The sequence below is a fragment of the Mesorhizobium calcicola genome (assembly GCF_042682105.1).
In the GTDB taxonomy this organism is placed as follows: Bacteria; Pseudomonadota; Alphaproteobacteria; order Rhizobiales; family Rhizobiaceae; genus Mesorhizobium; species Mesorhizobium calcicola.
On the sequence record NZ_JBHUGY010000037.1, the window covers coordinates 134,509 to 159,642 of the forward strand.

The 25,134-nt window shown below is 64.4% G+C and carries 22 protein-coding genes; 5 read left to right on the forward strand and 17 right to left on the reverse strand.

From position 1 onward, the window contains the following. The first annotated feature begins 40 nt into the window (after positions 1-40). Both ACFSQT_RS24905 and ACFSQT_RS24910 read left to right on the forward strand, forming a co-directional pair. Entirely contained in the window at positions 41-937 is an 897-nt protein-coding gene (locus tag ACFSQT_RS24905) for a UTP--glucose-1-phosphate uridylyltransferase (RefSeq protein WP_379023099.1), read from the forward strand. A 311-nt stretch (positions 938-1,248) separates the two neighbouring features. Beyond that, positions 1,249-3,636, forward strand: coding sequence for a polysaccharide biosynthesis tyrosine autokinase (locus ACFSQT_RS24910; protein WP_379023101.1), 2,388 nt, complete (start codon positions 1,249-1,251; stop codon positions 3,634-3,636). 147 nt (positions 3,637-3,783) lie between these two features. On the opposite strand, the gene ACFSQT_RS24915 is transcribed toward ACFSQT_RS24910, so the two are convergent. The 3 genes from ACFSQT_RS24915 to ACFSQT_RS24925 form a co-directional block, all read right to left on the reverse strand. Next, a complete protein-coding gene (locus ACFSQT_RS24915) occupies positions 3,784-4,254 on the reverse strand; it encodes a nucleoside deaminase (RefSeq protein WP_379023103.1) in 471 nt (156 codons plus the stop codon). Between the two features lie 174 nt (positions 4,255-4,428). Further along, complete coding sequence (locus ACFSQT_RS24920) at positions 4,429-5,514, reverse strand: acyltransferase family protein (RefSeq protein WP_379023105.1); 1,086 nt, start codon at positions 5,512-5,514, stop codon at positions 4,429-4,431. Positions 5,515-5,696: 182 nt separating this feature from the next. Continuing rightward, positions 5,697-7,604 (reverse strand): propionyl-CoA synthetase, encoded by a 1,908-nt coding sequence (locus ACFSQT_RS24925; RefSeq protein WP_379023107.1) that lies wholly within the window; start codon positions 7,602-7,604, stop codon positions 5,697-5,699. 114 nt (positions 7,605-7,718) lie between these two features. Between ACFSQT_RS24925 and ACFSQT_RS24930 the strand changes: the two genes are divergently transcribed. Further along, complete coding sequence (locus tag ACFSQT_RS24930; RefSeq protein WP_379023109.1) at positions 7,719-8,516, forward strand: DUF2259 domain-containing protein; 798 nt, start codon at positions 7,719-7,721, stop codon at positions 8,514-8,516. Positions 8,517-8,845: 329 nt separating this feature from the next. Here ACFSQT_RS24930 and dhaK read toward each other — a convergent pair whose 3' ends face one another. From dhaK to ACFSQT_RS25000, 14 genes are all read right to left on the reverse strand, one after another. Next, the gene (gene dhaK / locus ACFSQT_RS24935; RefSeq protein WP_379023111.1) at positions 8,846-9,832 is read right to left on the reverse strand and encodes a dihydroxyacetone kinase subunit DhaK; all 987 of its coding nucleotides are present in this window, start codon (positions 9,830-9,832) and stop codon (positions 8,846-8,848) included. 45 nt (positions 9,833-9,877) lie between these two features. Next, on the reverse strand, positions 9,878-10,300 hold the full coding sequence (locus tag ACFSQT_RS24940) for a hypothetical protein (RefSeq protein WP_379023113.1): 423 nt from the start codon (positions 10,298-10,300) through the stop codon (positions 9,878-9,880). A gap of 8 nt (positions 10,301-10,308) precedes the next feature. Then, positions 10,309-11,910 (reverse strand): phosphoenolpyruvate--protein phosphotransferase, encoded by a 1,602-nt coding sequence (gene ptsP / locus ACFSQT_RS24945; RefSeq protein ID WP_379023115.1) that lies wholly within the window; start codon positions 11,908-11,910, stop codon positions 10,309-10,311. Further along, entirely contained in the window at positions 11,894-12,196 is a 303-nt protein-coding gene (locus ACFSQT_RS24950) for an HPr family phosphocarrier protein (RefSeq protein ID WP_379023117.1), read from the reverse strand. Before ACFSQT_RS24950 ends, ptsP begins: the two co-directional genes overlap by 17 nt. Before the next feature lie 21 nt (positions 12,197-12,217). Beyond that, complete coding sequence (gene dhaM / locus ACFSQT_RS24955) at positions 12,218-12,607, reverse strand: dihydroxyacetone kinase phosphoryl donor subunit DhaM (protein ID WP_027032790.1); 390 nt, start codon at positions 12,605-12,607, stop codon at positions 12,218-12,220. Then, positions 12,604-13,206, reverse strand: a complete 603-nt coding sequence (dhaL, locus tag ACFSQT_RS24960) for a dihydroxyacetone kinase subunit DhaL (protein WP_379023119.1) — start codon at positions 13,204-13,206, stop codon at positions 12,604-12,606. Before dhaL ends, dhaM begins: the two co-directional genes overlap by 4 nt. A gap of 72 nt (positions 13,207-13,278) precedes the next feature. Further along, positions 13,279-14,922 carry a dihydroxyacetone kinase subunit DhaK gene (locus ACFSQT_RS24965; RefSeq protein WP_379023121.1) on the reverse strand — a complete coding sequence of 548 codons (1,644 nt, stop codon included), beginning with the start codon at positions 14,920-14,922 and terminating at the stop codon, positions 13,279-13,281. Positions 14,923-15,002: 80 nt separating this feature from the next. Then, on the reverse strand, positions 15,003-16,016 hold the full coding sequence (locus ACFSQT_RS24970; RefSeq protein ID WP_379023123.1) for an ABC transporter ATP-binding protein: 1,014 nt from the start codon (positions 16,014-16,016) through the stop codon (positions 15,003-15,005). Beyond that, positions 16,009-17,121: an ABC transporter ATP-binding protein gene (locus tag ACFSQT_RS24975; RefSeq protein WP_379023125.1), complete on the reverse strand. Its 1,113-nt coding sequence runs from the start codon at positions 17,119-17,121 to the stop codon at positions 16,009-16,011. The genes ACFSQT_RS24970 and ACFSQT_RS24975 overlap by 8 nt, the downstream gene beginning before the upstream one ends. Before the next feature lie 2 nt (positions 17,122-17,123). Beyond that, the gene (locus ACFSQT_RS24980) at positions 17,124-17,330 is read right to left on the reverse strand and encodes a hypothetical protein (RefSeq protein ID WP_379023127.1); all 207 of its coding nucleotides are present in this window, start codon (positions 17,328-17,330) and stop codon (positions 17,124-17,126) included. Further along, positions 17,327-18,277, reverse strand: coding sequence for a carbohydrate ABC transporter permease (locus tag ACFSQT_RS24985; protein ID WP_379023129.1), 951 nt, complete (start codon positions 18,275-18,277; stop codon positions 17,327-17,329). Before ACFSQT_RS24985 ends, ACFSQT_RS24980 begins: the two co-directional genes overlap by 4 nt. Further along, entirely contained in the window at positions 18,274-19,221 is a 948-nt protein-coding gene (locus ACFSQT_RS24990; protein WP_379023207.1) for a carbohydrate ABC transporter permease, read from the reverse strand. The genes ACFSQT_RS24985 and ACFSQT_RS24990 overlap by 4 nt, the downstream gene beginning before the upstream one ends. Positions 19,222-19,347: 126 nt before the next feature. Next, positions 19,348-20,679: an ABC transporter substrate-binding protein gene (locus tag ACFSQT_RS24995; RefSeq protein ID WP_379023131.1), complete on the reverse strand. Its 1,332-nt coding sequence runs from the start codon at positions 20,677-20,679 to the stop codon at positions 19,348-19,350. A 275-nt stretch (positions 20,680-20,954) separates the two neighbouring features. Next, positions 20,955-21,644 carry a PIG-L deacetylase family protein gene (locus ACFSQT_RS25000; RefSeq protein ID WP_379023133.1) on the reverse strand — a complete coding sequence of 230 codons (690 nt, stop codon included), beginning with the start codon at positions 21,642-21,644 and terminating at the stop codon, positions 20,955-20,957. 29 nt (positions 21,645-21,673) lie between these two features. On the opposite strand from ACFSQT_RS25000, the gene ACFSQT_RS25005 reads away from it, so the two are divergent. After that, a complete protein-coding gene (locus ACFSQT_RS25005; RefSeq protein WP_379023135.1) occupies positions 21,674-22,555 on the forward strand; it encodes a DMT family transporter in 882 nt (293 codons plus the stop codon). Between the two features lie 47 nt (positions 22,556-22,602). After that, positions 22,603-25,065, forward strand: coding sequence for an ATP-dependent helicase HrpB (gene hrpB, locus ACFSQT_RS25010; RefSeq protein ID WP_379023137.1), 2,463 nt, complete (start codon positions 22,603-22,605; stop codon positions 25,063-25,065). The last annotated feature ends 69 nt before the right edge of the window (positions 25,066-25,134 follow it).

The window sequence follows — 25,134 nt, forward strand, 5'->3', positions numbered from 1 at the left end:
GCGAATGGACTGAAGTCGATCTCCTCAGAAGGAATTTGCGATGAAGAAAATCAGGAAGGCCGTAATACCGGTGGCGGGGCTTGGAACACGGTTCCTGCCGGCGACCAAGTCGATGCCGAAGGAAATGCTTCCCGTCGTCGACAGGCCTGTCGTGCAATATGCGGTGGATGAGGCCTTCGAGGCGGGCATCGAGCACATCGTGTTCGTGACCGGCCGCAACAAGGCGGTGATCGAGGACTATTTCGACCTCCATCCGGAACTGATCGGAACCCTGGAGCAGACCGGCAAGAAGGCGCAATTGCAGTCGCTGGAAAGCCTGCTGCCGGTAGCCGGCGCCACCAGTTTCATCCGCCAGCAATCGCCGCAAGGCCTGGGCCATGCCGTCTGGTGCGCGCGCGAAGTCATCGGCAACGAGCCCTTCGCCTTGCTGCTGCCGGACATGGTGTCGTTCGGTGGGCGCGGCTGCCTGGCCGAGATCGTCGACCTCTACGCTGAAACCGGCGGCAACGTGATCGCCGTCGAGCGCTGCGATCCGACCGAGACCAACAAATACGGCATCGTTGGCCGTGGCGCCGATATCGGCGGCGGCTTCGAGGTGACGGCCATGGTCGAAAAGCCGGCACCGGCCAACGCGCCGTCGAACTTCTACATCAACGGCCGCTACATCCTGCAGCCCGAGATTTTCGCGCTTCTGGGCAATCAGCAGCGCGGCGCCGGCAACGAGATCCAGTTGACGGACGCCATGGTCCGGCTGTCGCGGGATCAAGCGTTCTTCGCCCAACCTTTCAAGGGTCGCATGTTCGACTGCGGTTCGAAGGAAGGGTTCATCCAGGCCAACATCGCCTTCGCGCTGGCACGCGACGACATGAAGGGCCCGATCTTCGAGATGCTTCAGGAGTTCGTCCGGTCGCATGAACGCCAGGAAGAAGCCGCATAATGCCCATGTTTCGGGAGCATTTTCAGATGGCTGACGGCGCGGGGCGATAGCTCCCGCGCTGTCTGGCACAAAGTTTGCATTGTGTTGCGCAATGCTCCCGATCTTCGCTGCGCCTGCAAGCCGCCGCGCCTGCAAGCCAAGGCATGATCCCGAAAAGTGGCTACCGGTTTTCGGAAAAGATCATGCTCAAACACTGGGCAGCATGATCCCGAAAAGTGGCTACCGGTTTTCGGAAAAGGTCATGCTCAAACAAAGAGATAGAACCCCATCCCGATCATCGGGATGGAACAGGCTCTAGAATTGGACCGAAGATGAATTATGCCAACTTTCCTCTCGACAAGAGGATGCCATTGCCGAATTCGGACGCAGGAGACGGCGAAGACTTCATCGATATCGAGCGGCTGCTTGGCATGGCTTCGCGGCAGGCCAAGGTGGTTGCCGTGTGCGCCGTCATCGGTCTCTTTCTAGGCATGCTCTATCTGCAGACCACGCCGCCCCAATATCAGTCGGTCTCAAGCGTGCTGATCGACGAGGGCTTGAACAAGATCGTCGATGACATCTCGGCGGCATCGACAACCATGCAGACCGATTCCGCCATCCTGAGCCAGATCGAAATCCTGACCTCGACGCGGCTTGCCGCCGTGGTCGTCGACAAGCTGAAGCTCGACCAGAACGATGCGTTCATGAATCCGCCAGTATCGGCTCTGGCGAAGGGTATCGGTCTGGTCCGCAGCCTGATCCAGTATGTTCGCCCCAGCCCTGCCATGCCGGGCGTTGGTGACATCAGCAAGCTCGACCCCGCGACCCGCGATGCGCTCATCGCCACGTCGCGCCGCGACTACGCGATCCTCAAGCTGCAGAACGAGGTGCGGGCGGAGCGCACCGGGCGAAGCTACGTCATCGCCCTCGGCTATCAGTCGACGGATCCGGCCCTGGCCAAGGCGATCACCAAAGCCTACGCCGATGCCTATCTCGCCGATCAGCTCGATGCCAGCTTCGACGCCACCGAGCGGGCGGCGGTCTGGCTGCAGGGCCGGTTGACGGAATTGCGCGAGAGCTCGCAGGCGGCATCGCTCGCGGTCGAGAAATTCAGGGCCGAACATGGCTTGGCCGCCAACAGCGATGGTCAGCTGATGAGCGACAAGCAGCTCTCCGACCTCAACGCCCAGCTCATCGTCGCGCAGGCAGACACCGCACGCGCCAGTGCCCGCTACCAGCAGTATAAGGCGATTGTCGAAAGCGGCTCCGACAACGCGTTCAATGATGCCGCCATATCAAGCGACCAGCCGAGCAGCTCGGTCATCGCGGCGCTCAAGACCCGCTACCTCACGGTCTCCAAGCGGCTGCAGGACGTCGAGGCGAATTTCGGCGCCCAGCATCCGCAGGCGGTGGCGCTTGCCAAGGAGAAGGCCGACATATCGACGCAGATTTTCGGCGAATTGAAGCAGCTGACGGAAAGCTATCGCAACGAATATGAAGTGGCGCAGGCACGCGAGACCGCGCTCAGGGCCAATGTCGCGGCCGCGCAAGGCAAGAGTTCCGTCGACAACCAGACGCAAGTCAAGCTGCGTGAACTCGATCAGCAGGCGACGGCGCTCACCACGCTCTATCAGACATTCCTCGGCCGTTACGAGGAAGCCGCGCAGCAGCAATCCTTCCCGGTCGGCAAGATCCGTATCATCTCGGACGCCTCGATGCCGATGGCCGCGTCAAGTCCACGCACGATCATCGTGCTTGGCCTTTCGCTGGTGCTTGGCATGCTGATGGGCGCCGGCTTCGGCGGCCTGAATGAATTCAACGAACGGTTCTTCAGGACCGGCGAGGACGTGCGCGACCGTGTCGGCCTGAAATTCCTCGGCTATCTGCCGGCGATCGGCGGCAAGCTCGGCAAGGAAGACAAGCCGGGTGAGACCCAGGTGGATGCCAAGACCGCCAAATCGCTATCTTCAGCCGAAAAGCGGGCGCGCATGCGGGTGAGCATCGATTCGCCTGCGTCGATGTTCTCCGAAACGCTGCGCAGCGCCAAGATCGCCTTCGACGTCGTGATGGAAGGGCAAGGCAGCCGCGTCATCGGCATCATTTCGGTGCTTCCCGGCGAGGGCAAGTCGACCGTCGCGGCAAATCTTGCGGGATTGCTTGCCGCCAATGGCGCCAAGACGCTGCTGATCGACGGCGACCTGCGCAACCCCGGCCTCAGCCGCGGCCTTGGCATGGAGACCGAGCAAGGCTTGATGGAAGCGGTGGTCAACGGCCAGACCTGGCAGTCCGTCGGCAAGATCGACCGGCAGACGAAGCTGGCAATCATCCCGGCCGTGTTGCGCGGCCACTTCTCGCACACCAGCGAACTTCTCTCCTCGGCCGGGATGCGGCGTTTCATCGAAAATGCCAAGGAGACGTTCGAATACATCGTCGTCGATCTGCCGCCGCTCGGACCCGTGGTCGACGCCAAGGCTTTCGCGCCGCTGGTCGACGGTTTTGTGCTCGTCACCGAATGGGGGCGCACGCCCCGCGCGATGGTGAGGTCGATGCTGGAATCCGAACCCTATGTCGCCAACAAGATCATCGGGGCGGTGCTGAACAAGGTCGATCTGAAAAAGCTGGCCAAATACGGATCGTTCGGCGCCTCCGAGAAATTCTTCGACAAATACTCGACCTACTATCTGGAAAAGTCGGACGTGCGGGCGAAGGCAACGGTCTGATATCGGCCGTTGTCCAGGCAGGTCCGTTCCAAAGCGCATCGCGTTGAGACGGGTTTAGTCGGCGCGCCTTGATGTGACGTTGTCACCTCACCGTCGTGCGAAGGATCGCGCCTGGACCGCGCGACGCCCGTTCTGGAGACAACCGCGTCAGCGCTTCCAGAAATCGCGGTGCGGTGCGATCAGCTCGTCCGCGATTTCGGGGAAGGGCCCAAAGACCTCGATCTTTTTCTGGCCGGAGGCGAGTACGGTGCGCGAAGAGAGGCTCATCGTCGGATTCTCCGCGTGGTTCCCGGTCAGCGCCAGGAGCTTGGCCTCCTCGAAGCCGTAGACCAGACGGCCGATATTCGCCCAGTAGAGCGTTCCGGTGCACATCGCGCAGGGCTCACCGGTCGAGACCAGCGTGCATTGCCACAGGAACTCCGGCTCGTAGGCCGCTGCGGCACGCCGGGCGAGCTCGGTCTCGGCATGGCGCACCGTGTCGAGATTGCCCTGCCGCATCAGCACGCGATCGTCCGGCCCGACCAGCACGCAACCGAACGGATGATGCCCATGCGCCGCCGCCTCGCGCGCGACGGCATCGGCGGATCGGAGGTGGGCGAGCATCTGATCGCGGGTCATGGCAAAATCCCATCAAGCCGACATCCACCCGATGAGCGGCTCTTTGAGCCGAGATTGCTGCCAAGGGACACGATTGGCAAGAGCTCGTCGCTTGCGCGTCCACCTGCTCCAGGCTCGGTGACACGGCCATGCACGAGTCTGATCCATTGGACCGAGAGATCGGCGAGGTCGCTGCTACGCGGCCTTGAGCCGATAGCGGAAAACGGTGTGGTCGAGCAGCCGCCGGATGCGTGGCTCGGCCTCGGTCGCCACCAGCCAGCTTGCCGCGATCATTGTCGCGCCGACGACCACCATCGAGGAGAGATGCGGCAGACCCGCGCGGACCAGGACACCGAGCAGGGCCGCGCCGACGACGTCATGCAGGAGGTAGAGCGGATAGGTCATCAGCCCGATCCGGCGCCAGCCGCTCCAGGAGAGGTCGAGCCGAAGCGACCACGCCATCAGTCCGACCCCGGCGAGGAAGATGAGGATCGGCGGCGCGAACGGCATCTGTTGCCCGACCTTCAGGATGTGAACGTCGACCGAACTGGCGATCTGCAGCACGCCGCCGCCCAGGAACAGGGCGCAGAAGGCAAGGCGAGCGGTCGTCACCGCCTTGAAGCGCATCAGCCACAGCATGACGCCGATCGCGAAGAAAACGCCGTGATGCACCAACAAGAGGTCGAGCGTGCGTGTCTCGGCAAGGTCGGTCCAGCCGAGCGGGTAATAGAGGCACCAGAAAAGCGTGCTGACCAGCCCGATGGCGATGGCCACCAATTCCATCCGATGGAAGCGGCCAAGCCGAAGCAAGGTCCAGACCACGGCATAGAAGGCGATTTCGATGCCGAGCGTCCAGTAGACGCTGTCCACCCAGGGTGCGTAGGGAACGAACAGGCCGGTGCGAACCAGCCTGGTGACGGCGTCGGTCGGCCAGCTGAGGCCGACGATCAAAAGCACGACCGCGGTGATGGGCGCGCAGATCCAGACCGCCGGCGCCAGTCGTTTCAACCTTGCCTCGAAAAACCGCAGCGGCGTCGATGTCTCGGCGCTGAAGGCGATGACGAAGCCGCTGATGACGAAGAAGATCTGGACGCCGACCCAGCCGGATTCGACCCAGGCGCCTATCGCCGGCTGCGCGGGGATCCCGCCCGTGGCGCGTGCCGAAACGCCGTCCGGGAACGCCCACACCCAGAAGCCATAATGGTAGACCATGACCATGACGGCGGCGAGGAACCGCAGGATATCGACGCCGCCAAATGTGATTTTCTTCTGCTGAGCCATGCGACCCCTGTCGATGGCCCCCCGCCAGGGACTGTAGGGCGCATTGCTGCATTGCACAACAAAAGATTGGCTGCGGTGCAGCAAATCAGTCAGGTTTGGCGCAACCCTTCTCCCCGCTGTGCACAGGAGAAGGGCAGCGCAGCCTTCGCGAACCAGCATCCATCCGAAGGAATTGCTACAGGCTAAACCGCGATCCCGCGCTCCTTCAGGGCGGCGGTGATCTCGTCGAGAATGACCGGGTCGTCGATGGTCGCCGGCATCGTCCATTCTTCCTTGTCGGCGATCTTCTGCATGGTGCCGCGCAGGATCTTGCCTGAGCGTGTCTTGGGCAGGCGCTTGATCGTCACCACTGTCTTGAAGGCGGCGACCGGGCCGATGCGCTCGCGCACCAGGCCGACCACTTCGCTCTCGATGACACCGGTTTCGCGTGAAACGCCGGCATTCAGCACCACGAAGCCAAGCGGCACCTGGCCCTTCATCGCATCGGCGATGCCGATGACGGCGCATTCGGCCACATCGGGATGGGCGGCAAGCACCTCCTCCATGGCGCCGGTCGACAACCGATGGCCGGCGACATTGATGATGTCGTCTGTGCGGGCCATGACGTAGAGATAGCCGTCTTCGTCGACCATGCCGGCATCCGCCGTCTTGTAGAAGCCGGGAAACTCGTCGAGATAGGCTTGGCGGAACCGTTGGTCGGCGTTCCACAGCGTCGGCAGGCAGCCGGCCGGCAGCGGCAGCTTGACCACCACATTGCCCAGCGTGCCGCGCGGCACTTCGTGGCCGGCATCGTCAAGCACGCGGATGTCGTAGCCGGGCATCGGTACGCCGGGCGAGCCGTATTTCACCGGCAAGAGCCCCAATCCGGCGGGATTGATCGTCATCGGCGAGCCGGTCTCGGTCTGCCACCAGTGGTCGACCACCGGCACGTTCAGCTTCTGCTCCGCCCATTTGATGGTTTCCGGATCGGCGCGCTCGCCGGCGAGGAACAGCGTGCGGAATTTCGACAGGTCGTATTTCGGAATGAACTCGCCCTTCGGATCCTGCCCCTTGATGGCCCGAAACGCCGTCGGCGCGGTGAACAGCGCGACGACGCCGTGCTCTGAGATCACGCGCCAGTAGGTGCCGGCATCGGGGGTGCCGATCGGCTTGCCTTCGAACAGCACGCTGGTGCAGCCATGCAGCAGCGGCCCGTAGACGATATAGGAATGGCCGACCACCCAGCCGACATCGGAGGCGGCCCAGAACACCTCGCCCGGCTTGACGCCGAACTCGTTTTCCATCGTCCATTTCAGCGCGACCATGTGGCCGCCATTGTCGCGCACGATGCCCTTGGGCTGGCCGGTCGTGCCCGATGTGTAGATGATGTAGAGCGGGTCGGTGGCGAGCACCGGAACGCAGTCGACATTGGCGCCGGCTGCCCGCTCACGAGCGACGGCGTCGGCATAGTCGATGTCGAAATACTCCCTCAGCTCGCAGCGCAACTGGTCGCGCTGCAGGATCAGGCAGGCATCCGGCTTGTGGCGGGAAATCTCGATCGCCTTGTCGAGCAGCGGCTTGTAGGCGACGACGCGACCCGGCTCCAGGCCGCAGGAGGCGGAAATGATCAGCTTCGGCTTGGCGTCGTCAATGCGGGTGGCAAGCTCATGCGAGGCAAAGCCGCCGAAGACCACCGAATGCACCGCTCCGATGCGCGCGCAGGCCAGCATGGCGAATGCGGCCTCGGCCACCATCGGCATGTAGATGATGACGCGGTCGCCCTTGCGAATGCCGCGGTTCTTCAGCACCGAGGTCAGCGCGACCACCTCGCGCTTCAGCTCGGCATAGGTGAATTTCTTGATCGTTCCGGTGATGGCGCTGTCGTGGATCAGGGCGACCTGGTCGGCGCGTCCGCCCGCGACGTGGCGGTCGACGGCATTGTAGCAGGTGTTGCAGGTGGCGCCGGCAAACCAGCGGCCATAGACACCGGCATCGGCATCGAACACCTTGTCGTAGGGCGAATACCAGTCGATGGCCTCGGCCGCCTCCGCCCAGAACTTTTCCGGATCGCGTTTCCAGCCGTCATAGACCTCGTGATAGCGTGAAGCCATCGGACATCTCCCCAGGAACAATTTTCTATCCTCCAGATAGCGCGCTCTAACCTTGGCCGCAAATGCGCGCCATTGTGCGACCGGCACCGACCGGGCGCTTGGGGGCAAGCTGCGATGAAATTGCGACATCGGATTGGAGCGGCCGTGCTGGCGGCGCTGTCGTTGACAGTCGCGTCCGCCGCTCAGGCCGGCGATGCTGCGGCACGGCGCATCATCGGCTTTTCGCCCGACGGGAACTATTTCGCCTTCGAGCAATATGGCCAGCTCGATGCCGGTGCTTCAGCGTCCGGCTATTCTGAGATCGACATCATCGACACCCGTACCGATGAATTTGTCGGCGGCAAGCCGATCCTCATTGTCGACGAGTCCGAGGAGGCGACGCTGACCCTGGAGCAGGCGAGGGCACAGGCCGCGGCGAAGGCGGCGCCCATCCTTGCCAAATATGCCATCGCGTCGCGCGGCGAGCAGACGGCTTCCGACAAGTTCACCTTTCCCGATGAGACGGTTGCCTACAACGACATTTCCCGCCTCGAACAGGTGTCGCAGAAATGGCTTTCGCCGATCTATGACGAGCTTGGCATCTCGACCATCCAGCTCGACCAGATACTGGCCAACAGCAACACGGATTGCTCGGCAAGTTTCGACGAGACGCAGCAAGGCGACAAGACCGGCAAGGCGCTTGGTTTTCGTCTGACGCTGCAGGGACAGGACGGCAAGCCGTTCAAGGTCCTGCACGAGGACAAGGCCGTGCCGGGGTCGAGGAACTGCCCGACTTCCTACAGCCTGTCGGAATCCTACAAATTCACCCCCGCCGGCAAACCGGCCGTGATTGTTGTTCTGGTGCAGCGCTTCAGCCAAGGCTTCGAGGGGCGCGACCGCCGCTTCATTGCCGTGACCGGCCAGCCGCGCTGACAGGTACACAGGCCGCATCCATTCGATTGATGTTGATTTCCCTAGATCGGCAACGCCACAAGCATGAGGCCTATGCCGCCGAAGATCAAAATGGCTGTCGCCAAGGCTTTTCTGTGACGTTCGAAGCTCGTCGGAGCCCGCTCCCAATTGTAACGCATACGCTATCTCCCGAAGTCCCGAGGAGTCTTTACCTTACTTAGGGGAAGAAAAGCAACGGTCCGGCCCGGACGGTTCGGGCGTGCCCGCATCGCGAAGAAGACTATTTCTGGGACGATCGCTGCCGGAAGCCGACGACGGGAGCGATTTCAATCGCCGGCCTGGCAGCAAGGTTACATGCCCCAACGCAAAGCCGCCGTGTGCACCGGCGCATCCCAAAATGCGGTCGTTTCCGCGTCGAGCATGGTCAGCGTGATCGAGCAGCCGGCCATGTCGAGTGAGGTGACATAGGAGCCGACCAGCGAACGGATCACCGTCACGCCGTGCTCCTCGAAGATTTTCCGCGCGCTGTTGTACATCAGATAGAGTTCCATCAGCGGCGTGCCGCCGAAGCCGTTGACGAACAGCAGCGCCGGGCCTTTTGCCTTGTCGCGGAGATCGCCCAGGATCGTGGCGCAGATCTCCTCGGCAATGGCATCGGCGCTTCTCAATGTGTCGCGCCGGCGGCCGGGCTCGCCGTGGATGCCGACGCCGAACTCCATCTCGCCGTCGCCGATGTCGAAAGTCGGCTTGCCGGCGGCCGGCACGGTGCAACTGGTCAGTGCCACGCCCATCGAGCGGGTGGCAGTGTTGACGCGTTCGCCCAGCGCCTTCAGCGGCGCCAGCGCCAGGCCATGCTCGGCCGCCGCGCCGACGATCTTTTCGACCACCAGCGTGCCGGCAACGCCGCGCCGGCCGGTCGTGTAGGACGAGTTCTCGACGGCGACATCGTCATTGGTGACGATTTGCATGACGCCTTCCGACATTTCGGCCGCCATCTCGAAGTTCATCACATCGCCCTCATAGTTCTTGACGATGAACAGGCAGCCGGCGCCGGTGTCGACGGCTTCCGCTGCAGCCAGCATCTGGTCCGGCGTCGGCGAGGTGAACACCTGGCCGGGGCAGGCGGCGTCGAGCATACCGTGACCGACAAAGCCACCATGCAGCGGCTCGTGGCCGGAACCACCGCCGGAGATCAGCGCCACCTTGCCTGGCCGCAAGGCCTTGCGGCGGACGAATTTGTGTTCGTCGCCAAGCGCGAGAATGTCGGCATGAGCGGCGACGAAGCCGTCGAGGCTTTCGGTCAGCACCGTGTCCACCGAATTCATAAATTTCTTCACGGCCGTCTCCTCCCGAAATGGGCCTTGTTGAACCGCTCTAACGGATCAGCCACCCTTGCCGGTGATGCTGGTGATCTTCTGGATGAAATCATTCACTGCCCGATCGAGTGCGGCGTTCTGCTTTTCGTCGCCAAAATCGGGCACGATCAGCGACACATGCCGCGTCTTGCGCATGCCTGCCGCGACAGACATTTTTCCCGGATGCGCCTGATGGTAGGCGGCGAGAAACTGGTCGCGCTCGGCCGGGCTGAAATGGCAGACGGAAAAGATGGAAGGCAAATGCTTTGACGGAATCGGGATCGAATAGGCCGGGCTGGAAATCTGCGTGACGAAGCTGCGATGCTTGCCGAGCGCATCGGCAAGCCGCTGGCGCATGCCGGACGGCCGCTGGTCGATGACGTGCGACAGGATCGTCTTGTAGGCGCGGATCGCCTCTTCGGAACCGGGTTCAGGGATCTTGTCGACCATGCCGGCGCCTAGACCGAAACGTCCGCGATGGCCGCCTTGGCCATGGCGAGTTGCGCCGGGGCAACGGACAGATCGCGCAGGCCGGCCTCGAGCAGCGACGGGATCGCGGCGGGGTCGCCGCCGGCATCGCCGCACAGGCTGACCGGGATTGCTTCACGCATGCCAAACGCGGTCACGGCGGCGACAAGCCGCAGCACCGCCGGATGACGGACCGAGTTGAGGTGCGCCACCGCGGTGTTGTCGCGGGCAGCCGCCATGACATACTGAGTGAGATCGTTGGAGCCGATCGAGAAGAAGGCGGCCTCTGCAAAGGCCTCCGGCACGATCGCCACCGATGGCACCTCGACCATAATGCCGAGCGGCGGCATCTTTTGCGGAACGCCGCGCGCGGCAAGAGCCACCTGCTCCTCGGCGAACATCGCCGCTGCCTGCCTGTATTCCTCCACAATGGCGATCATCGGGAACATCACTTTCAGACTGCCGTGGATGGCGGCGCGCAGCAGCGCCCGGATCTGTACACGAAACACCTCCGGTCTTGCCAGCGACAGCCTTATGCCGCGCAGGCCGAGAAACGGATTGCCTTCCGCGACGGTGAAGCCGGGCACCGGCTTGTCGCCGCCGGCATCGACGGTGCGGATCGTCACCGGTTTTTCGCCGGCCCATTCCAGCACCTTGCGATAGGCGCGATACTGCGTCTCCTCATCGGGTAATGTCTTGCCGAACAGGAATTCGGTGCGCATCAGCCCGACACCGTCGCAGGTCGCGATGTCGATGCCGTCGACATCGGACGGGTCGGCGATGTTGACCTGCACGCGCACCGCTACGCCGGTCCTGGTCACCGCCGGCCGCGTCAGGAAAATCCCGGCCCGGTCGCGGCGCGCCGCGAACGATGAAGACGATCGCCGAAACGCGTCGATCTCGGCCTTCGACGGCGACAGCACGATGCCGCCATGTTCGGCATCGAGCAGTGCGATGCCGGCAAGATTGGCGGGCGAGTTGCCAGGACCCACCACCCTAAGCCCGACGACCATGGGCACGCCGCGCGAGCGCGCCAGCATGGCGACGTGGCTGGCCGTGCTGCCCGCCTTCAGCGCGATGCCGCCACCGCCACTCCAGTCGGTCTCGAGAAAACGCGTCGGCGCGATGTCCTCGCCGTAGAGAATGGCGCCGGCTGGTGCTTGAACCTCGCCATCCTCTGCCAGCGCGCGCAGCACCTGGTCCCTGATGTCGCGGATGTCGGCGGCACGTGCCCGGAAATAATCCTGGTCCGACGTTTCGTAGCCGGCGATTTCGGCATCCAGCGCCTGTCGCCATGCCGCATCGGCGGGGTGTCCGGAGGCAATCGCCGCAAAAGCCGGGCCGCTCAACGCGTCGTCCCCCAGCATGGCAATCTGAAATTCGAGGATGTCGGCGGCGTCACCGTCAGCGACTTTGATCAATGCGGCGAGACGGCCCGTCGCAATGGCGATTGCGGTCTCGAGTGCAGCCTTCTCGTCGTCGGCATTTTCCTTGCAGGCGTAGGCAATGGCAATCCGGTCGAGGTCGAACAGCGGTCCCTCGGCATAACCGGCCGAGGCCGAAATGCCTTGCAGCCTAAGCGGTTCGGACATGGTCCGCGCCTTCGTCGAAATCGCGCCGCACCAGTTCAACCAGCGCGTCGACGGCATCGTTGGCGCCATCGCCGGTGGCCCGGATGTGCAGCACCGTGCCCTTCGGCGCCTTTGCCGCCATCACCTTGACGATGCTCTTGGCGTCGAACCATGGCCCGTTGGCGGCCAGCGCTATTTCCACCTCGGCGGCAAAGGTCTTGGCCAGCTTGGTGAACTTCACCGAAGGACGCGCATGCAGACCCACCTCGTGGGTGATCAGGACGGTCGCTTCGGCGGATGCGGACATGTTTTCAAGATTCCCGTTCGTTCACGACGGTGACAATTCGTGCGCCGTCGCCACCACTTCCCGCAGCGAGGCGCCGCCGGACGCCTCGGTCGCCGCCATCACCGCGCCTTCGACGATCGGCGCGTTGCAGACGATGATCTTCTGCGCGCGCGGCTCGCCGATCATCTCCACTGCCATTTCGCTGTTGGTCTCGGCGCCGCCGAGATCGACCAGGATGGCGACGCCGGCTTCCGACCAGGCCTTGTCGATGGCGCTCATGATCGCCTCGACATTGGTGCCGAGCCCGCCATGGCCGTTTCCGCCGCACCATGCAAGCGGCACTTCGTCGCCCACCATCTGCCGGACCATGTCGGCCGTGCCTTCGGCAACCAGCGGCGAATGCGAAACGATGACGATGCCGACATTGCTCATGCGCTTTCCCCGACGGTTTCCGCCACTGTCCGCACCAGCAATGCGGTTGAGCGCGCGCCGGCATCCATGTGGCCGATCGAGCGGTCGCCAAGAAACGAGGCGCGGCCACGCAGGGCCTTCATCGGCACGGTCGCTTCGGCGGCCGCGTCGGCGATATCGGCAATTTCCGCCGCCGCCTTTCCCTGCAGCAGTGCATCATGCACCGGCTGCAGCACGTCGAGCATCGTCTTCTGCCCGACCTGTGACTTGCCCCGCGCGGCCACCGCTTCGATGGCCTTGCCGAAAGCCAGGGTCAGATTGGCTCGATCGGGCGCGGCGGAAATCTCCTTGCCGAGCGCCATGAACAAGGTGCCGAACAGCGGACCGGAAGCGCCGCCGACCGTCATCACCAGCTTGGTGCCGATCGCCTTCAAGGCTTCGGGCAGCGGCTTCGCCGAAAACGCCTCGGCTTCGCCGCGCACGGCCTCAAAACCACGTTTCATGTTCAGCCCATGATCGCCGTCGCCGATCGCCTGGTCCAGCGCCGTCAACGCCTCGGCGTGAGCCGCAATCGTGTCCGCGGCAGCCGCGATCAGCCTGGAAAGGTTCAACGCCGCCATGTCAGCCCAATTCCCGGTTTCCACCCTGACGGCAGTAGCGAAAGAATTTTCATTCGACAACTGAAGCATGCGTCAGGCCGCCGCAAGCTGCGCGGCCGCGGCCGCGAAGGCCTCGGCCACCGCATGGGCACCGGGGTCGACCACGCCTTGCAGCTTGCTGCCGACATAGGCGGACCGCCCGGCCTTTGCCCTGTCCATGGCGGACGTGGCCTCGGCACCCCGTCGGGCCGCTGTTGCCGCCTCCTCCAGGCCGCCGGCGTCCAGCGCTTTCAGGGCAGGTTCGAGGGCGTCGACCATGGTGCGGTCGCCGACCTTTGCGCCGCCATAGAAGGTCATCCGCTCAAGGCCGGCAAGCAGCGCTTTCGCCAAGCCGGCGCCGCCGTCCAGGGCCTGCGCCGCTGCCGTGAAGAAGATCGACAGCAGCACCCCGCTGGAGCCGCCCATCGACGCGCTTAGAATGTCGCCGACCGCGCCAAGGGTTGCCGCAGGATCGGCAAGCGGCAGCGTATCAAGGCGTTCCAGCACACTGCGCGCACCTGTCGCCACCGTCGAACCGGTGTCACCGTCTCCCGCCTTGGCGTCGAGCCCGTTCAAAGTGGCTTCGAGCACGATCAGCGTTTCGCAGATGGTGACGACAAGGCGTCTGGTGCGAGCATCCTGGCTGGGTTTGCGTGCCGCGCCTTCAGCGGCTGGGTTCGTCAACGGCACGACAGATGGCGCAACAACAGGCTTCGCCGGCATCCAGGCGTGCGGGCCGACCGGCGCCAGCAGGGCTTTCTCGCGCACGGCGTCCAGCCGGATCAGCGACAGCGAAAAGCCGTTCATGTTGAGCGCCGTCATCAGCGGTCCGGGGCCGATCGTCAGCTTGACTGTTTGGGCCAGCGGCGAGGCGAGCACCGCGTTGGCGACGAGCGACATTTCGAGCGGCGGCACCGAACCGAGATTGTTGATCAGTAACGCATGGCTGGCCGCGGGATCGAGCCGCGCCGCAAGGCGTTCCGCCATGATCGCGACCAGCCTGCTGGCGCTTTGCACCGCAATCCGCTCGACGCCCGGCTCGCCATGAATGCCAAGGCCGAGTTCGCCGTCATTTTCGCCGAACCTGTCTTCGTGCGGCAACCCGGGGATCGAGCACGACGACAGCGACACGCCGAGTGACATGATGTCCTTGGCCGCGGCTCGCGCGGCCGCCGCGATATCAGCCAGATCGTGCCCGGCTTCCGAAAGATGCCCTGATATCTTGTGCACGAACAAGGTGCCGGCAACGCCGCGCGGCTGGGCAATGCCGGGCAGCGCGATGTCGTCGGTGACGATCACCATCTCGACGTGAAAACCTTCGGCGCGCGCCTTCTCGGCAGCCAGGCCGAAATTGAGTCGGTCGCCGGTGTAGTTCTTGACGATAAGCAGGCAACCGGCCGGGCCGGTGACCGCGCGAATGGCCGCCAGCACCGCCTCGACGCTTGGCGAGGCAAAGATCTCGCCCGAAACCGCAGCCGTCAGCATGCCCTTGCCGACGAAGCCGGCATGTGACGGCTCGTGCCCGGCGCCACCGCCGGAGACGACGCTCACCTTCGTCTTGTTCCAGTCGGCGCGCAGGACGACCTTGATCTCGGGATAGCCGTCGAGGCGCGCCAGGTCGCCGGCGCCAATGGTCCGCAAGAGGCCGTCCAGCGCCTCGGTGACGATCGTTTCCCTGCGATTGAAAAAGTGCTTCATCGAATTTCGTCCAGTCCTGTATTCGCGATCGTCCAATCAGAAGCCGGTGTTGAACCCTCGAGGGGAAACACCGAAACCGTTCACATCAGCCTTTGTCCGTCGGCACCAAAATACAGCGGCGACCGGTAGCGGATCACCACTCTGTCGCCTTGCCCCAGATCCGTGTCGGGATCGGTCAGCGTCACCAGCTTCCTGGCCCCCACCGTTACATGCAGATGGTTCTGGTCGCCGAGATGCTCGACCCAGTCGACGACGCCGTCGGCGTGGCCGTTCGCGGCCTTCTCGATCGACAGATGTTCGGTGCGTGCGCCGATCGTCTTTGTTCCCACCGGCGCGCCGCCATCGGGCAGCAGCCCGGTCGGCAGGAGATTGATCGCCGGCTGGCCGAGCCTGGCCGCGACATGCAGGTTTGCCGGCTCCGAATAGATCGTGCGCGGCGAGCCGATCTGCACCAGCACGCCGTCGGCGAGGATGCCGATGCGGTCGGCCATCGTCATCGCCTCGATCTGGTCGTGCGTGACATAGAGCATGGTGGCGCCAAGTTCGGACTGGATGCGCTTCAGTTCGAGCCGCAGATCCGCCCGCAGCTTGGCATCGAGCGACGACAGCGGCTCGTCCATCAGGTAGATGGCCGGCTTGCGCACCAGCGCGCGGCCGATGGCGACACGCTGCATTTCGCCGCCTGAAAGCTTGGTCGAGCGATTGGCGAGCTTGTGATGGATGCGCACCATCTTCGCCACCTCCTCGACCCGGCGGCGGATCTGCTCCTCCGGCATTTTTCGCGCCGGCGAGCGCAGCGGGAAGGCGAGATTGTCGAACACCGACAAATGCGGATAGAGCGAGTACTGCTGGAACACGAAGGCGGTGTCGCGCTCGGCCGGTGACAGCGTCGTGGCATTGTGGCCGCCGATCTCGATGGTGCCGGCATCCGGCCGCTCCAGCCCGGCGATCAGCCGCAGCGTCGTCGTCTTGCCCGCCCCGGTCGGCCCGAGCAGCACGACGAACTCGCCATCGGCGATGGAGAGGTCGAGACCGTTGACGGCGACATGCTCGCCAAAACTCTTGCTCACGTTCTTGATGCGCACGTCAGCCATGCTGTGCTCTCCGCTCCGAGACCGCATCGTGGATCGCGGTTCTCACCGCGCGGCCCGACCCTTTCTCGAACAGCGACAGCCGCGCACTGCTCAGCGTCAGGCCGACATGGTCGCCGGTCGAGAGCCGGATTTCGGCCGGCACCCGCGCTTTGATGATGCCGTCCGCCGTCTCCACCGCGACGATCTGGGTGGTACCGAGATATTCGGTGCCGTAGATGGCGCCGCGTAGCTTCGAGTTGTCGTCGAAGCGGATGTGTTCTGGGCGGATACCGAGCGCCATATCGGCCGGCGCGATGTCCTCGCGCACTTCCGGCACCGCCACTGTCGCGCCCTGCACGACGATTTCTTTCGCGCCCTTTGCCAGTCCGCCGCCGAACCCCAGGAAATTCATCGGCGGCGAGCCGATGAAATCGGCGACGAACATGGTCGCCGGCCGGTCATAGATCTCACGCGGCGTGCCGAACTGCTCGATGACGCCATGGTTCATCACCGCGATCTTGTCGGCCATCGACATCGCTTCCATCTGGTCGTGCGTGACGTAGACGGTGGTGGCGTGGATGCGGTTGTGCAGTTCGCGCAGCTCATGGACCATCAAATCGCGGAATTCAGTATCGAGGGTTCCCAGCGGCTCGTCCATCAGGAAGCATTTTGGCCGTCGCACGATGGCGCGGCCGAGCGCTACCCGCTGGCGGTCGCCGCCGGCGAGGCCGGAGACGGATTTGTTGAGCAGATGGTCGATGCGCAGCAGCTTGGCCGTCTCTTCGACGCGCTCGCGAATCTCTGCCGAAGGCATGCCTTGCGCCAGCAACGGGAAGCCGATGTTCTTGCGCACGTTCATATGCGGATAGAGCGCGAACAGCTGGAAAACGAAGGCGATGTCGCGCTCGCGCGCCCGCAGCATGGTGACGTCCTCGCCGCCGAGCAGGATCTGGCCACCGGTCGGCAGTTCGAGCCCGGCGATCATGCGCAAGGTCGTCGTCTTGCCGCAGCCCGATGGCCCGAGCATGACGAAGAACTCGCCATCCTCGACGACGAAGTTGGAATCCTGCACGGCGACGAAATCGCCGAAGGCCTTTCTCAGGTGCTGAACACGAATTTCGGCCATGGCTATTCCGGGAACTTCGAGACGATGATGAACATCACGGTGCCGGCGAGCATGGTGATGAAGGAATAGGTGTAGAGCGACAGCGCGAAGGGCTGGAACAGCATCAGGAAGCCGATGGCGATCAGCACTGTGGCGATGTTTTCCATCAGCCCGCGCCTCGCCCAGAGCGGCCAGCGCGATTTGCGTTTCTGAGGACTGGTCAGGGTCATTTGCGCACCGCGCCGAAGGTAATGCCGCGCAGCAATTGCTTGCGAAGCAGGATGGTGAAGACCAGGATCGGCACCAGGAAGATCGTCGTGCCGGCCGCGACCGCCGGCCAGTCCTGGCCGCCTTCACCGATGATGGTCGGGATGAAGGGCGGCGCGGTCTGCGCCGTGCCGGAGGTCAAAAGGGCCGCGAAGGCATATTCGTTCCAAGCGAAGATCAGGCAGAAGATGGCGGTCGCGGCGATGCCGGTGGTCGCCTGCGGCAGCACGGTGCGCCAGAAGGCCTGCAGCCGCGTATAGCCGTCGATCATCGCCGCCTCCTCATATTCGCGCGGGATCTCGTCGATGAAGCCTTTCAAGAGCCAGACGGCCAGCGAGACATTGACCGCCGTGTAGAGCAGGATCATGCCAAGCGCGGTGTCGGACAGGCCGAGCTCGCGGTACATCAGGTAGATTGGAATGGCGACGGCGATCGGCGGCATGAAGCGCGTCGACAGGATGAAGAACAGGAGGTCGTCGGCCAGCGGCACCTTGAAGCGCGAGAAACCATAGGCCGAGAGCGTGCCAAGGAAGACGGCGCAGAAGGTCGAGCCGAAGGCGATGATCAGCGAATTGACGAAGCGCGGCAGGAAGTTGGACGGACCGGCGATCACCATGTTGCGCTTGCGCGTGGTCTCGTCGCAGAAGCCCGTCGCCGGTCCCAGCGAGTTGATGTATTCCGGCGTCTGCCGGGTGCGGGTTGTGAACAGGTTGCAGTAGCCCTCGAGGCTCGGCTGGAACAGCAGCTTCGGCGGATAGGCGATCGAATCCGGCGGCGTCTTGAAGCTGGTGGCGAAGATCCACAGCAGCGGCACGATCGAGATCAGCGCGTAGCCGATGATGATCGCACCGGCGATGCGCTTCGAATTTGCCGAGGGTGCGACGACGGAGTGGGCAGTGGTCAGGCTCATCTCTGCTTCACCTTGTTGAGCGCCTTGACGTAGATGTTGGCGAGACCGAACACCGCGACGAACAGGATGATGGCGAAGGCCGAGGAATAGCCCGTGCGCCAGCTTTCGAAGGCCTGGCGCTTGAGCGTGATCGAGGCGACCTCGGTGGTCGAGCCCGGCCCGCCGCCGGTCAACAGATTGACCATGTCGAACATCTTGAAGTTCTCGATGCCGCGAAACAGCACCGCCAGCATGATGAACGGCAGCGCCATCGGCAGCGTGATCGACCAGAACTGCCGCCAGTTGGAGGCGCGGTCGACCTCGGCCGCTTCATAGATGTATTCGGGGATCGAGCGCAGTCCGGCGAGGCAGATCAGCATCACGTAGGGCGTCCACATCCAGGTGTCGACGATGATGATCGACCATGGCGCCAGCGACACGTTGGAGAGCATCTGGATGTTTGTTGGCGGGATGCCGGTGACGAAGGAAATGGCATAGGCGAACAGGCCGATCTGCGGCTCGTAGAGGAAGCGCCAGAAATTGCCGACCACCGCCGGCGACAGCATCATCGGAACCAGGATGAGCGTCGTCCAGAAGGCGTGGCCACGGAACTTCCTGTCGATCAGCCAGGCCAGCGTGAAGCCAATCAGCGTCTCCAGCAGGATGGTCCAGAACACGAAATGCGCCGTCGTCTGCATGGCGATCCAGATGTCGTTGTCGCCGAGGATGCGCTGGTAGTTGGCAAAGCCGAGATTCTTCACCACCTCGTTCGGCCGGTTGGCGCGGTAGTTGGTGAACGACAGATAGATCGCCCAGAACAGCGGGAAGATGTTGATGGCGAGCAGCAACAGGATCGTCGGCGAAATGAACAGCCAGGCGAGGCCTTTGTCGCTGATGCCCCGGACTTTGCGGGCCAACGGTTCCGGGGTCGCCCGGGCAACGTTCTCCGCGGTCCGATTGAGCATGGTCAGTCCTGCTTCGGTCACTTGGGTCGTCTCTGTCATGGAATTTATCTGAACTGCGTCCCGTGCCAAGGGCGGCACGGGACGCTTGGGCCTAGCTCGGGAGGAGCCGGTTACTTCTTGCCCCGGTTACATCTTGCCATCGTCCTGGAAGACCTGCGTCCAGTCCTTGACCAGGCCGTCGAGGGCATCCTTGGCCGAACCCTGGCCGGCGACGACATAGTCATGGAAGCGCTTCTGCGACGCCTGCAGCAGCGGCGCGTAGCTCGGCTCGGCCCAGAAGTCCTTCACGATGGCCATCGAGTCGAGGAAGGTTTGCGCATAGGGCTGGCTGGCCGGGAATGCCGGGTCCTTCACCACCGCGTTGAGGCAGGAATAGCCGCCGAGCGACCACCACTTGGCCTGCACGTCCTTGTTGGCGAACCATTTGATGTATTTCAGCGCCGATTCCTGCTTGTCGGAATAGGACACCACCGAGATGCCCTGGCCGCCGAGCTGGGCGAACTGGTCGCCGTCAGGCCCCTTGGGGTTGACGAAGTAGCCGATCTTGTCGCCGCCGACATTCTCGTCCTTCTGCAGGCCCGGCCATGTGAAGGCGAAATTCATGTGCATCGCCACCTGGCCGGATTTGAAGGCATCGACGCCTTCGCCCATGTAGCTGTTCGACGCGCCCGGAGGGGTGCAGCAATCATAGAGCGCCTTGTAGAACTCCAGTCCCTTCACCGACTTGTCGGAATTGACGAAGCCTTCCATCTCGTAGGGCTTCTTCGGGTTCTCGTACTGGAAGCCGTAGCTGTAGAGCACGTCCATGGCGCCCATCGTGATGCCTTCCGAGCCGCGCTCGGTATAGATCGAGGCGCCATAGACGGTCTTGCCGTCGATCTGCCGCTTCTGGAAGAATTCGGCGATCTGCTTCAGCTGGTCGAAGGTGGCCGGCGGGCCGAGATCCCAGCCGTACTTCTCCTTGAATTCCTTCTGCAGCTCCGGCTTGGAGAACCAGTCCTTGCGATAGGTCCAGCCGACGACGTCGCCCATGGCCGGCAGCGCCCAGTAGTTCGGCGTGTTCTTCGGCCATTCCGAATAGCCGACGACGGTTGCCGGCACGAAGTCGTCCATGCTGATCTTCTCCTTGTCGAAGAAGTCGTTCAGCTTGACGTAGTGGCCGTTCTCGGCGGCGCCGCCGATCCACTGGCTGTCGCCGATGATCAGGTCGCACAGCTTGCCGTGCGAGTTCAACTCGTTGAGGAAACGGTCGGCATAGTTGGTCCACGGCACGAATTCGAATTTCATGCCGATGCCGGTTTCCTTGGTGAAGTCCTTGGACAGTTCGACGAGCGCGTTCGCCGGGTCCCAGGCGGCCCAGCACAGCGTCAGGTCTTCAGCGTGCGCGACGGTCGTGACGGCTGTCGACGCTGTAATCGCCGAGGCCAGTCCCAACGCCAGTTTCAAGCTCGATTTCATGCCTTCCTCCCATTTGCGAAACGCGTCCGGATGACGGTTTCAAGAGCCCTCAACCCCTCTCCTCAGGGGCCTAAACATGGCGGCGCGACAGCGCTGCGGATGTTTAGTAATTTGTTTAGTGATGCAATTTTTACTAAACAACGCAAGCGAAATCGTTGCTGCGCCGCAGCATGCCGGCGACGGTGTTTGAAAATGTTGGGAAAAGCGTGGATCGCGGGTCGGACTGTCGAAGCCCTGCGGGCCGAGCCCGCCAGACCTGAAGCTCCTCTCGGCTCTCAGTCGACCCGTTTGGTGCTCACCGTCACCGGCCGGATCGACGGCGCCGGCGGCAGCAGGGCGCGGATGTCGGCGAACGGAAACACAGGTTCGAAGCGGAAGGCTTCCGCCAATGAACCCTGCGCGCCGTTGCACTGGCCTGAACGAAAAAGGTTCTGCGTCCGCGCCGCGTCGACGAAGCGCTCGGGATCCTGCGACTGATGCATGCGGATCGCCTTGGCCTTGACTTCGGCATGCGCGGAAATATCGACATAGTGCGTCGGCGAAAAACCCGTGCCGCCCAGCGTGTCTGCGTGCAGCACCGGCACATCGAACGAGGCCGCGATGCGCACGCCGTCCGACAGCGCGCGGTGGTCGCCATGATAGTCGTTCGGCGCATGGGTGATCGCAAGGTCCGGGCCGATCTCGCCGATCAGCGCCTTCAGCGCCGCGATCAGCGTGGCATCGGCCACCAGCGCGCCATCCGGGAAGTCGAGAAAGCGTGGCGCGGCACCAAGCAAGGCTGCCGCTTGAGCCGCCTCATGGCGACGCGCCCGGGCAAGCGCGCCGGGATCACCCTTGCCGCCCTTGGCCCCATCCGTGGCCATGGCAAAAGTCAGTTCTGCGCCTTGCGCGGCATAGGCGGCCATCGTACCGAACATGAAGATCTCGATGTCGTCCGGATGCGCACCGAGCGCCAGGATTTTCAAAGCTGCTCTCTCCCCGGAAATGGAAAAACGTGACGAACGGAATTCTGCTCGCCCTGCTCGCCTATGCAAGCTATTCGGGCAGCGATGCCGTTATCAAGAGCCTGGGCGGACAGTTGACCGTCTTCGAGATCGGCTTCTTCGTGACCTTGTTTGCCGGCTGTTTGCTGTTCTTCGCCCGGCCAGCGAACGAACGCTGGCGTGATTTCTGGCGCATGAAGCGGCCATGGGCAGTGCAGGCCCGGGCCTGGGCCGGCATCGCGTCGGGCGTGCTGAGCGTCTATGCCTTCACCCACATTCCGCTGGCGGAAGTCTACGCTCTGATCTTTCTGGCACCGTTGCTGGTCACCATCCTGTCGACCGTCATCCTGAAGGAAAAGGTCGGCCCGTGGCGCTGGCTGGCCGTGGTTGCCGGCTTTGCCGGTGTAATGCTGGTGGTGCGGCCGGGGTTTCGCGAGCTCAATCTCGGCCACCTGGCGACCTTCGTGAATGCCTTCCTCGCCGCGACCAGCGTCACCCTGATGCGATCGCTTGCCCAGCAGGAGAAGCTTACATCGATGCTCGGCGTGCTCGGCCTGTTGTTCAACGGGGTCGGCGCGGCAACCACCTCGTTCGCCTTGCCGAATGTCGTACAGCTTGTCTGGCTGGCCATGGCCGGCGCCTTCACGGCCGGAGGGCAATTCATGCAGCTGCTCGCCGCCAAATACGCACCCGCCAACCGGATCGCACCGACGCATTATTCGCAGATCGTCTGGGCGGTTGTCCTAGGCGCGCTGTTTTTTCGGGAATACCCTGACTGGCTGTCGCTGGTCGGGCTTGCCGTCGTCGGCGGCGCGGGCCTGCTGACCATGGTGCGCGAAGAGGCGCGGCTCGGCACCGTGCGCTGGAATCCGTTTTCACGCACCCGGCTCTAAACTGGCCCCGGTTGCGCCGCGACCGCGAGCGCTGATATGCGGACGCCATGACCACGAACCCCTTGCCGGAGCTTCCCGTATCGGCCGTGCTGCCGGCGCTGAGTGAAGCGCTGGCCGAACGCAACAGCGCCGTGCTGGTGGCGCCGCCCGGCGCCGGCAAGACGACGCTGGTGCCGCTGGCGCTGCTCGACGCGCCCTGGCTGGGTGCCGGCAAGATCGTTCTGCTCGAACCGCGCCGGCTCGCCGCCCGCGCCGCCGCCCGCCGCATGGCCGAACTCATCGGCGAGGAGCCCGGCGCGACCGTCGGCTATGCCATGCGCATGGAGAACCGCACCTCGGCACGGACAAAGATCCTCGTCGTCACCGAGGGCGTGCTGGCGCGCATGATCCTCGACGACCCCGAACTGCCCGGCGTCTCGGCGGTGATCTTCGATGAATTCCACGAGCGTTCGCTCGACGGCGATTTCGGTCTGGCGCTGGCGCTCGACGTGCAAGGCGCGCTGCGGCCGGACCTGCGGGTGCTGGTGATGTCGGCGACGCTCGACGGCGCGCGTGTCGCGAGACTGCTGTCGGGCGCTCCGGTGATCGAGAGCGAGGGTCGCGCCTTCCCCGTCGATATCCGCTACGACGAACGGCCGGCCGGCATCGCCATCGAGGATGCCATGGCCAAGGCGATCCGCGCCGCGCTTGCCGACGAAAGCGGCAGCGTGCTCGCCTTCCTGCCCGGCCAGCGCGAGATCGAGCGCACCTCCGAGCGGCTGGCCGGCAAGGTCGGCGCCGAGACCGACCTCGTGCCGCTCTACGGCATGCTCGACGGCAAGGCGCAGGACGCGGCGATCAAGCCGGCGCCGGCTGGCCGCCGCAAGGTGGTGCTGGCCACCTCCATCGCCGAGACTTCCATCACCATCGACGGCGTGCGCGTCGTCGTCGATTCCGGCCTGTCGCGCTTGCCGCGCTACGAGCCGGCCAGCGGCCTCACCCGGCTGGAGACCGTGCGCGTCAGCAAGGCTTCCGCCGACCAGCGCGCCGGCCGTGCCGGGCGCACGCAGCCGGGTGTCGCCATGCGGCTGTGGCGGGCCGAGCAGACGGCCGCACTTCCCGCCTTCACGCCACCGGAAATCCTCGAAGCCGACCTGTCCGGCCTGCTGCTCGACTGCGCCGCCTTCGGCGTCGCCGACCCGACGGGGCTTGCCTTTCTCGACCCACCGCCGGCTCCGGCGCTCAACGAGGCAAGGTTGCTGCTGCGCGCGCTCGATGCCATCGACGCGGCCGGGCGCCTGACGGAGGCGGGTGCTTCCATGCGCAAGCTCGCTCTGCCCGTGCGGCTGGCGCATATGGTCGCCGAGGCAGCCAGGAGCGGCCATGCCGACGAGGCAGCCATGCTTGCGGTGCTGCTGACCGAGCGCGGCCTTGGCGGCGACGGCGCCGATCTCGAGCGGCGACTGATGCGCTTCCGCTCGGAACGATCGCCGCGTGCCACCGCCGCGCGCCAGCTCGCCGAACGGCTGGCGAGACAGGCCGGCGGCGCGAAGAACGGTGAAACCGTTTCTGCCGGCGCGCTCCTCGTTCACGCCTGGCCGGACCGCGTCGCCAAGGCGCGCGGCGAGCGTGGCCGTTTCGTGCTGGCCAATGGCTCCGGCGCCATGCTCGACGCGGCCGACCCGCTGGCGCGCGAGCCGTTCCTGGTCGTCGCCGACCTGCAGGGCAAGGCGCAGAATGCGCGCATCACTGCAGCGGCGGCAATCGGCGAGGACGATGTCCGCGCCACGCTGGCGGACAGGATCGAAACCCGCCGGGAAACGAGCTTTGACCGCGACAAGCGCGCCGTGCGCGTGCGCGAAACGGTGCGCCTTGGCGCCATCACGCTCTCCGAGCGCATGCTGCCGCCGCCGACCGGCGCTGACGCCGATCGCGCCATTCTCGATGCGGTGCGCGAGCATGGGCTGTCGCTGCTGACCTGGGGCAAGGAGGCGCAAACGCTGCGCCATCGGCTGTCCTGGCTGCATCGCGGGCTCGGTGCGCCGTGGCCCGATATGGCGGATGCCGCCCTCATCGAGCGCCTCGACGACTGGCTGTTGCCGTTCCTGTCCGGCGCGGCATCCTTTGCCGCCATCGATCCGGCTGTTGTCCCGGCCGGGCTGGCCACACTCGTGCCGCACGACTTGCAGCGCCGGATCGACACGCTGGCGCCAACCCATTTCGACGCCCCGTCGGGCAGCCATGTGCCGATCCGCTACGACGGCGAATGGCCGGTGCTGGCGGTTCGCGTGCAGGAGTTGTTCGGCCTCGACCGCCATCCTGCCATTGCCGGCGGCACGGTGCCGCTGACGCTCGAACTGCTGTCGCCGGCGCACCGGCCGATCCAGACGACACGCGACCTGCCCGGCTTCTGGCGCGGCTCCTGGGCCGATGTGCGCGCCGACATGCGCGGCCGCTATCCCAAGCATGTGTGGCCGGAAAATCCGCTGCTCGCCGCCGCCACCGCCCGCGCCAAGCCCAGAGGTACCTAGGACGCAGAAGTCTCGAAGGGTCGGATCTGATGTGGTCGCATTGGCGGATCGCATGCCTCGGCGATTGGC

Bases quoted from the DNA above. Each gene is read 5' to 3' on its own strand.
- ACFSQT_RS24905 (WP_379023099.1), top strand. From the start codon at position 41: ATGAAGAAAATCAGGAAGGCCGTAATACCGGTGGCGGGGCTTGGAACA.
- dhaL (WP_379023119.1), bottom strand. From the start codon at position 13,206: ATGGCGGCGTTGAACCTTTCCAGGCTGATCGCGGCTGCCGCGGACACG.
- ACFSQT_RS24930 (WP_379023109.1), top strand. From the start codon at position 7,719: ATGAAATTGCGACATCGGATTGGAGCGGCCGTGCTGGCGGCGCTGTCG.
- ACFSQT_RS24990 (WP_379023207.1), bottom strand. From the start codon at position 19,221: ATGCTCAATCGGACCGCGGAGAACGTTGCCCGGGCGACCCCGGAACCG.
- ACFSQT_RS24940 (WP_379023113.1), bottom strand. From the start codon at position 10,300: ATGGTCGACAAGATCCCTGAACCCGGTTCCGAAGAGGCGATCCGCGCC.
- ACFSQT_RS24920 (WP_379023105.1), bottom strand. From the start codon at position 5,514: ATGGCTCAGCAGAAGAAAATCACATTTGGCGGCGTCGATATCCTGCGG.
- ACFSQT_RS24965 (WP_379023121.1), bottom strand. From the start codon at position 14,922: ATGAAGCACTTTTTCAATCGCAGGGAAACGATCGTCACCGAGGCGCTG.
- dhaM (WP_027032790.1), bottom strand. From the start codon at position 12,607: ATGAGCAATGTCGGCATCGTCATCGTTTCGCATTCGCCGCTGGTTGCC.
- ACFSQT_RS24925 (WP_379023107.1), bottom strand. From the start codon at position 7,604: ATGGCTTCACGCTATCACGAGGTCTATGACGGCTGGAAACGCGATCCG.
- ACFSQT_RS24970 (WP_379023123.1), bottom strand. From the start codon at position 16,016: ATGGCTGACGTGCGCATCAAGAACGTGAGCAAGAGTTTTGGCGAGCAT.
- ACFSQT_RS24910 (WP_379023101.1), top strand. From the start codon at position 1,249: ATGAATTATGCCAACTTTCCTCTCGACAAGAGGATGCCATTGCCGAAT.
- hrpB (WP_379023137.1), top strand. From the start codon at position 22,603: ATGACCACGAACCCCTTGCCGGAGCTTCCCGTATCGGCCGTGCTGCCG.
- ACFSQT_RS24995 (WP_379023131.1), bottom strand. From the start codon at position 20,679: ATGAAATCGAGCTTGAAACTGGCGTTGGGACTGGCCTCGGCGATTACA.
- ACFSQT_RS24915 (WP_379023103.1), bottom strand. From the start codon at position 4,254: ATGACCCGCGATCAGATGCTCGCCCACCTCCGATCCGCCGATGCCGTC.
- ACFSQT_RS24985 (WP_379023129.1), bottom strand. From the start codon at position 18,277: ATGAGCCTGACCACTGCCCACTCCGTCGTCGCACCCTCGGCAAATTCG.
- ptsP (WP_379023115.1), bottom strand. From the start codon at position 11,910: ATGTCCGAACCGCTTAGGCTGCAAGGCATTTCGGCCTCGGCCGGTTAT.
- ACFSQT_RS24950 (WP_379023117.1), bottom strand. From the start codon at position 12,196: ATGTCCGCATCCGCCGAAGCGACCGTCCTGATCACCCACGAGGTGGGT.
- ACFSQT_RS24975 (WP_379023125.1), bottom strand. From the start codon at position 17,121: ATGGCCGAAATTCGTGTTCAGCACCTGAGAAAGGCCTTCGGCGATTTC.
- ACFSQT_RS24980 (WP_379023127.1), bottom strand. From the start codon at position 17,330: ATGACCCTGACCAGTCCTCAGAAACGCAAATCGCGCTGGCCGCTCTGG.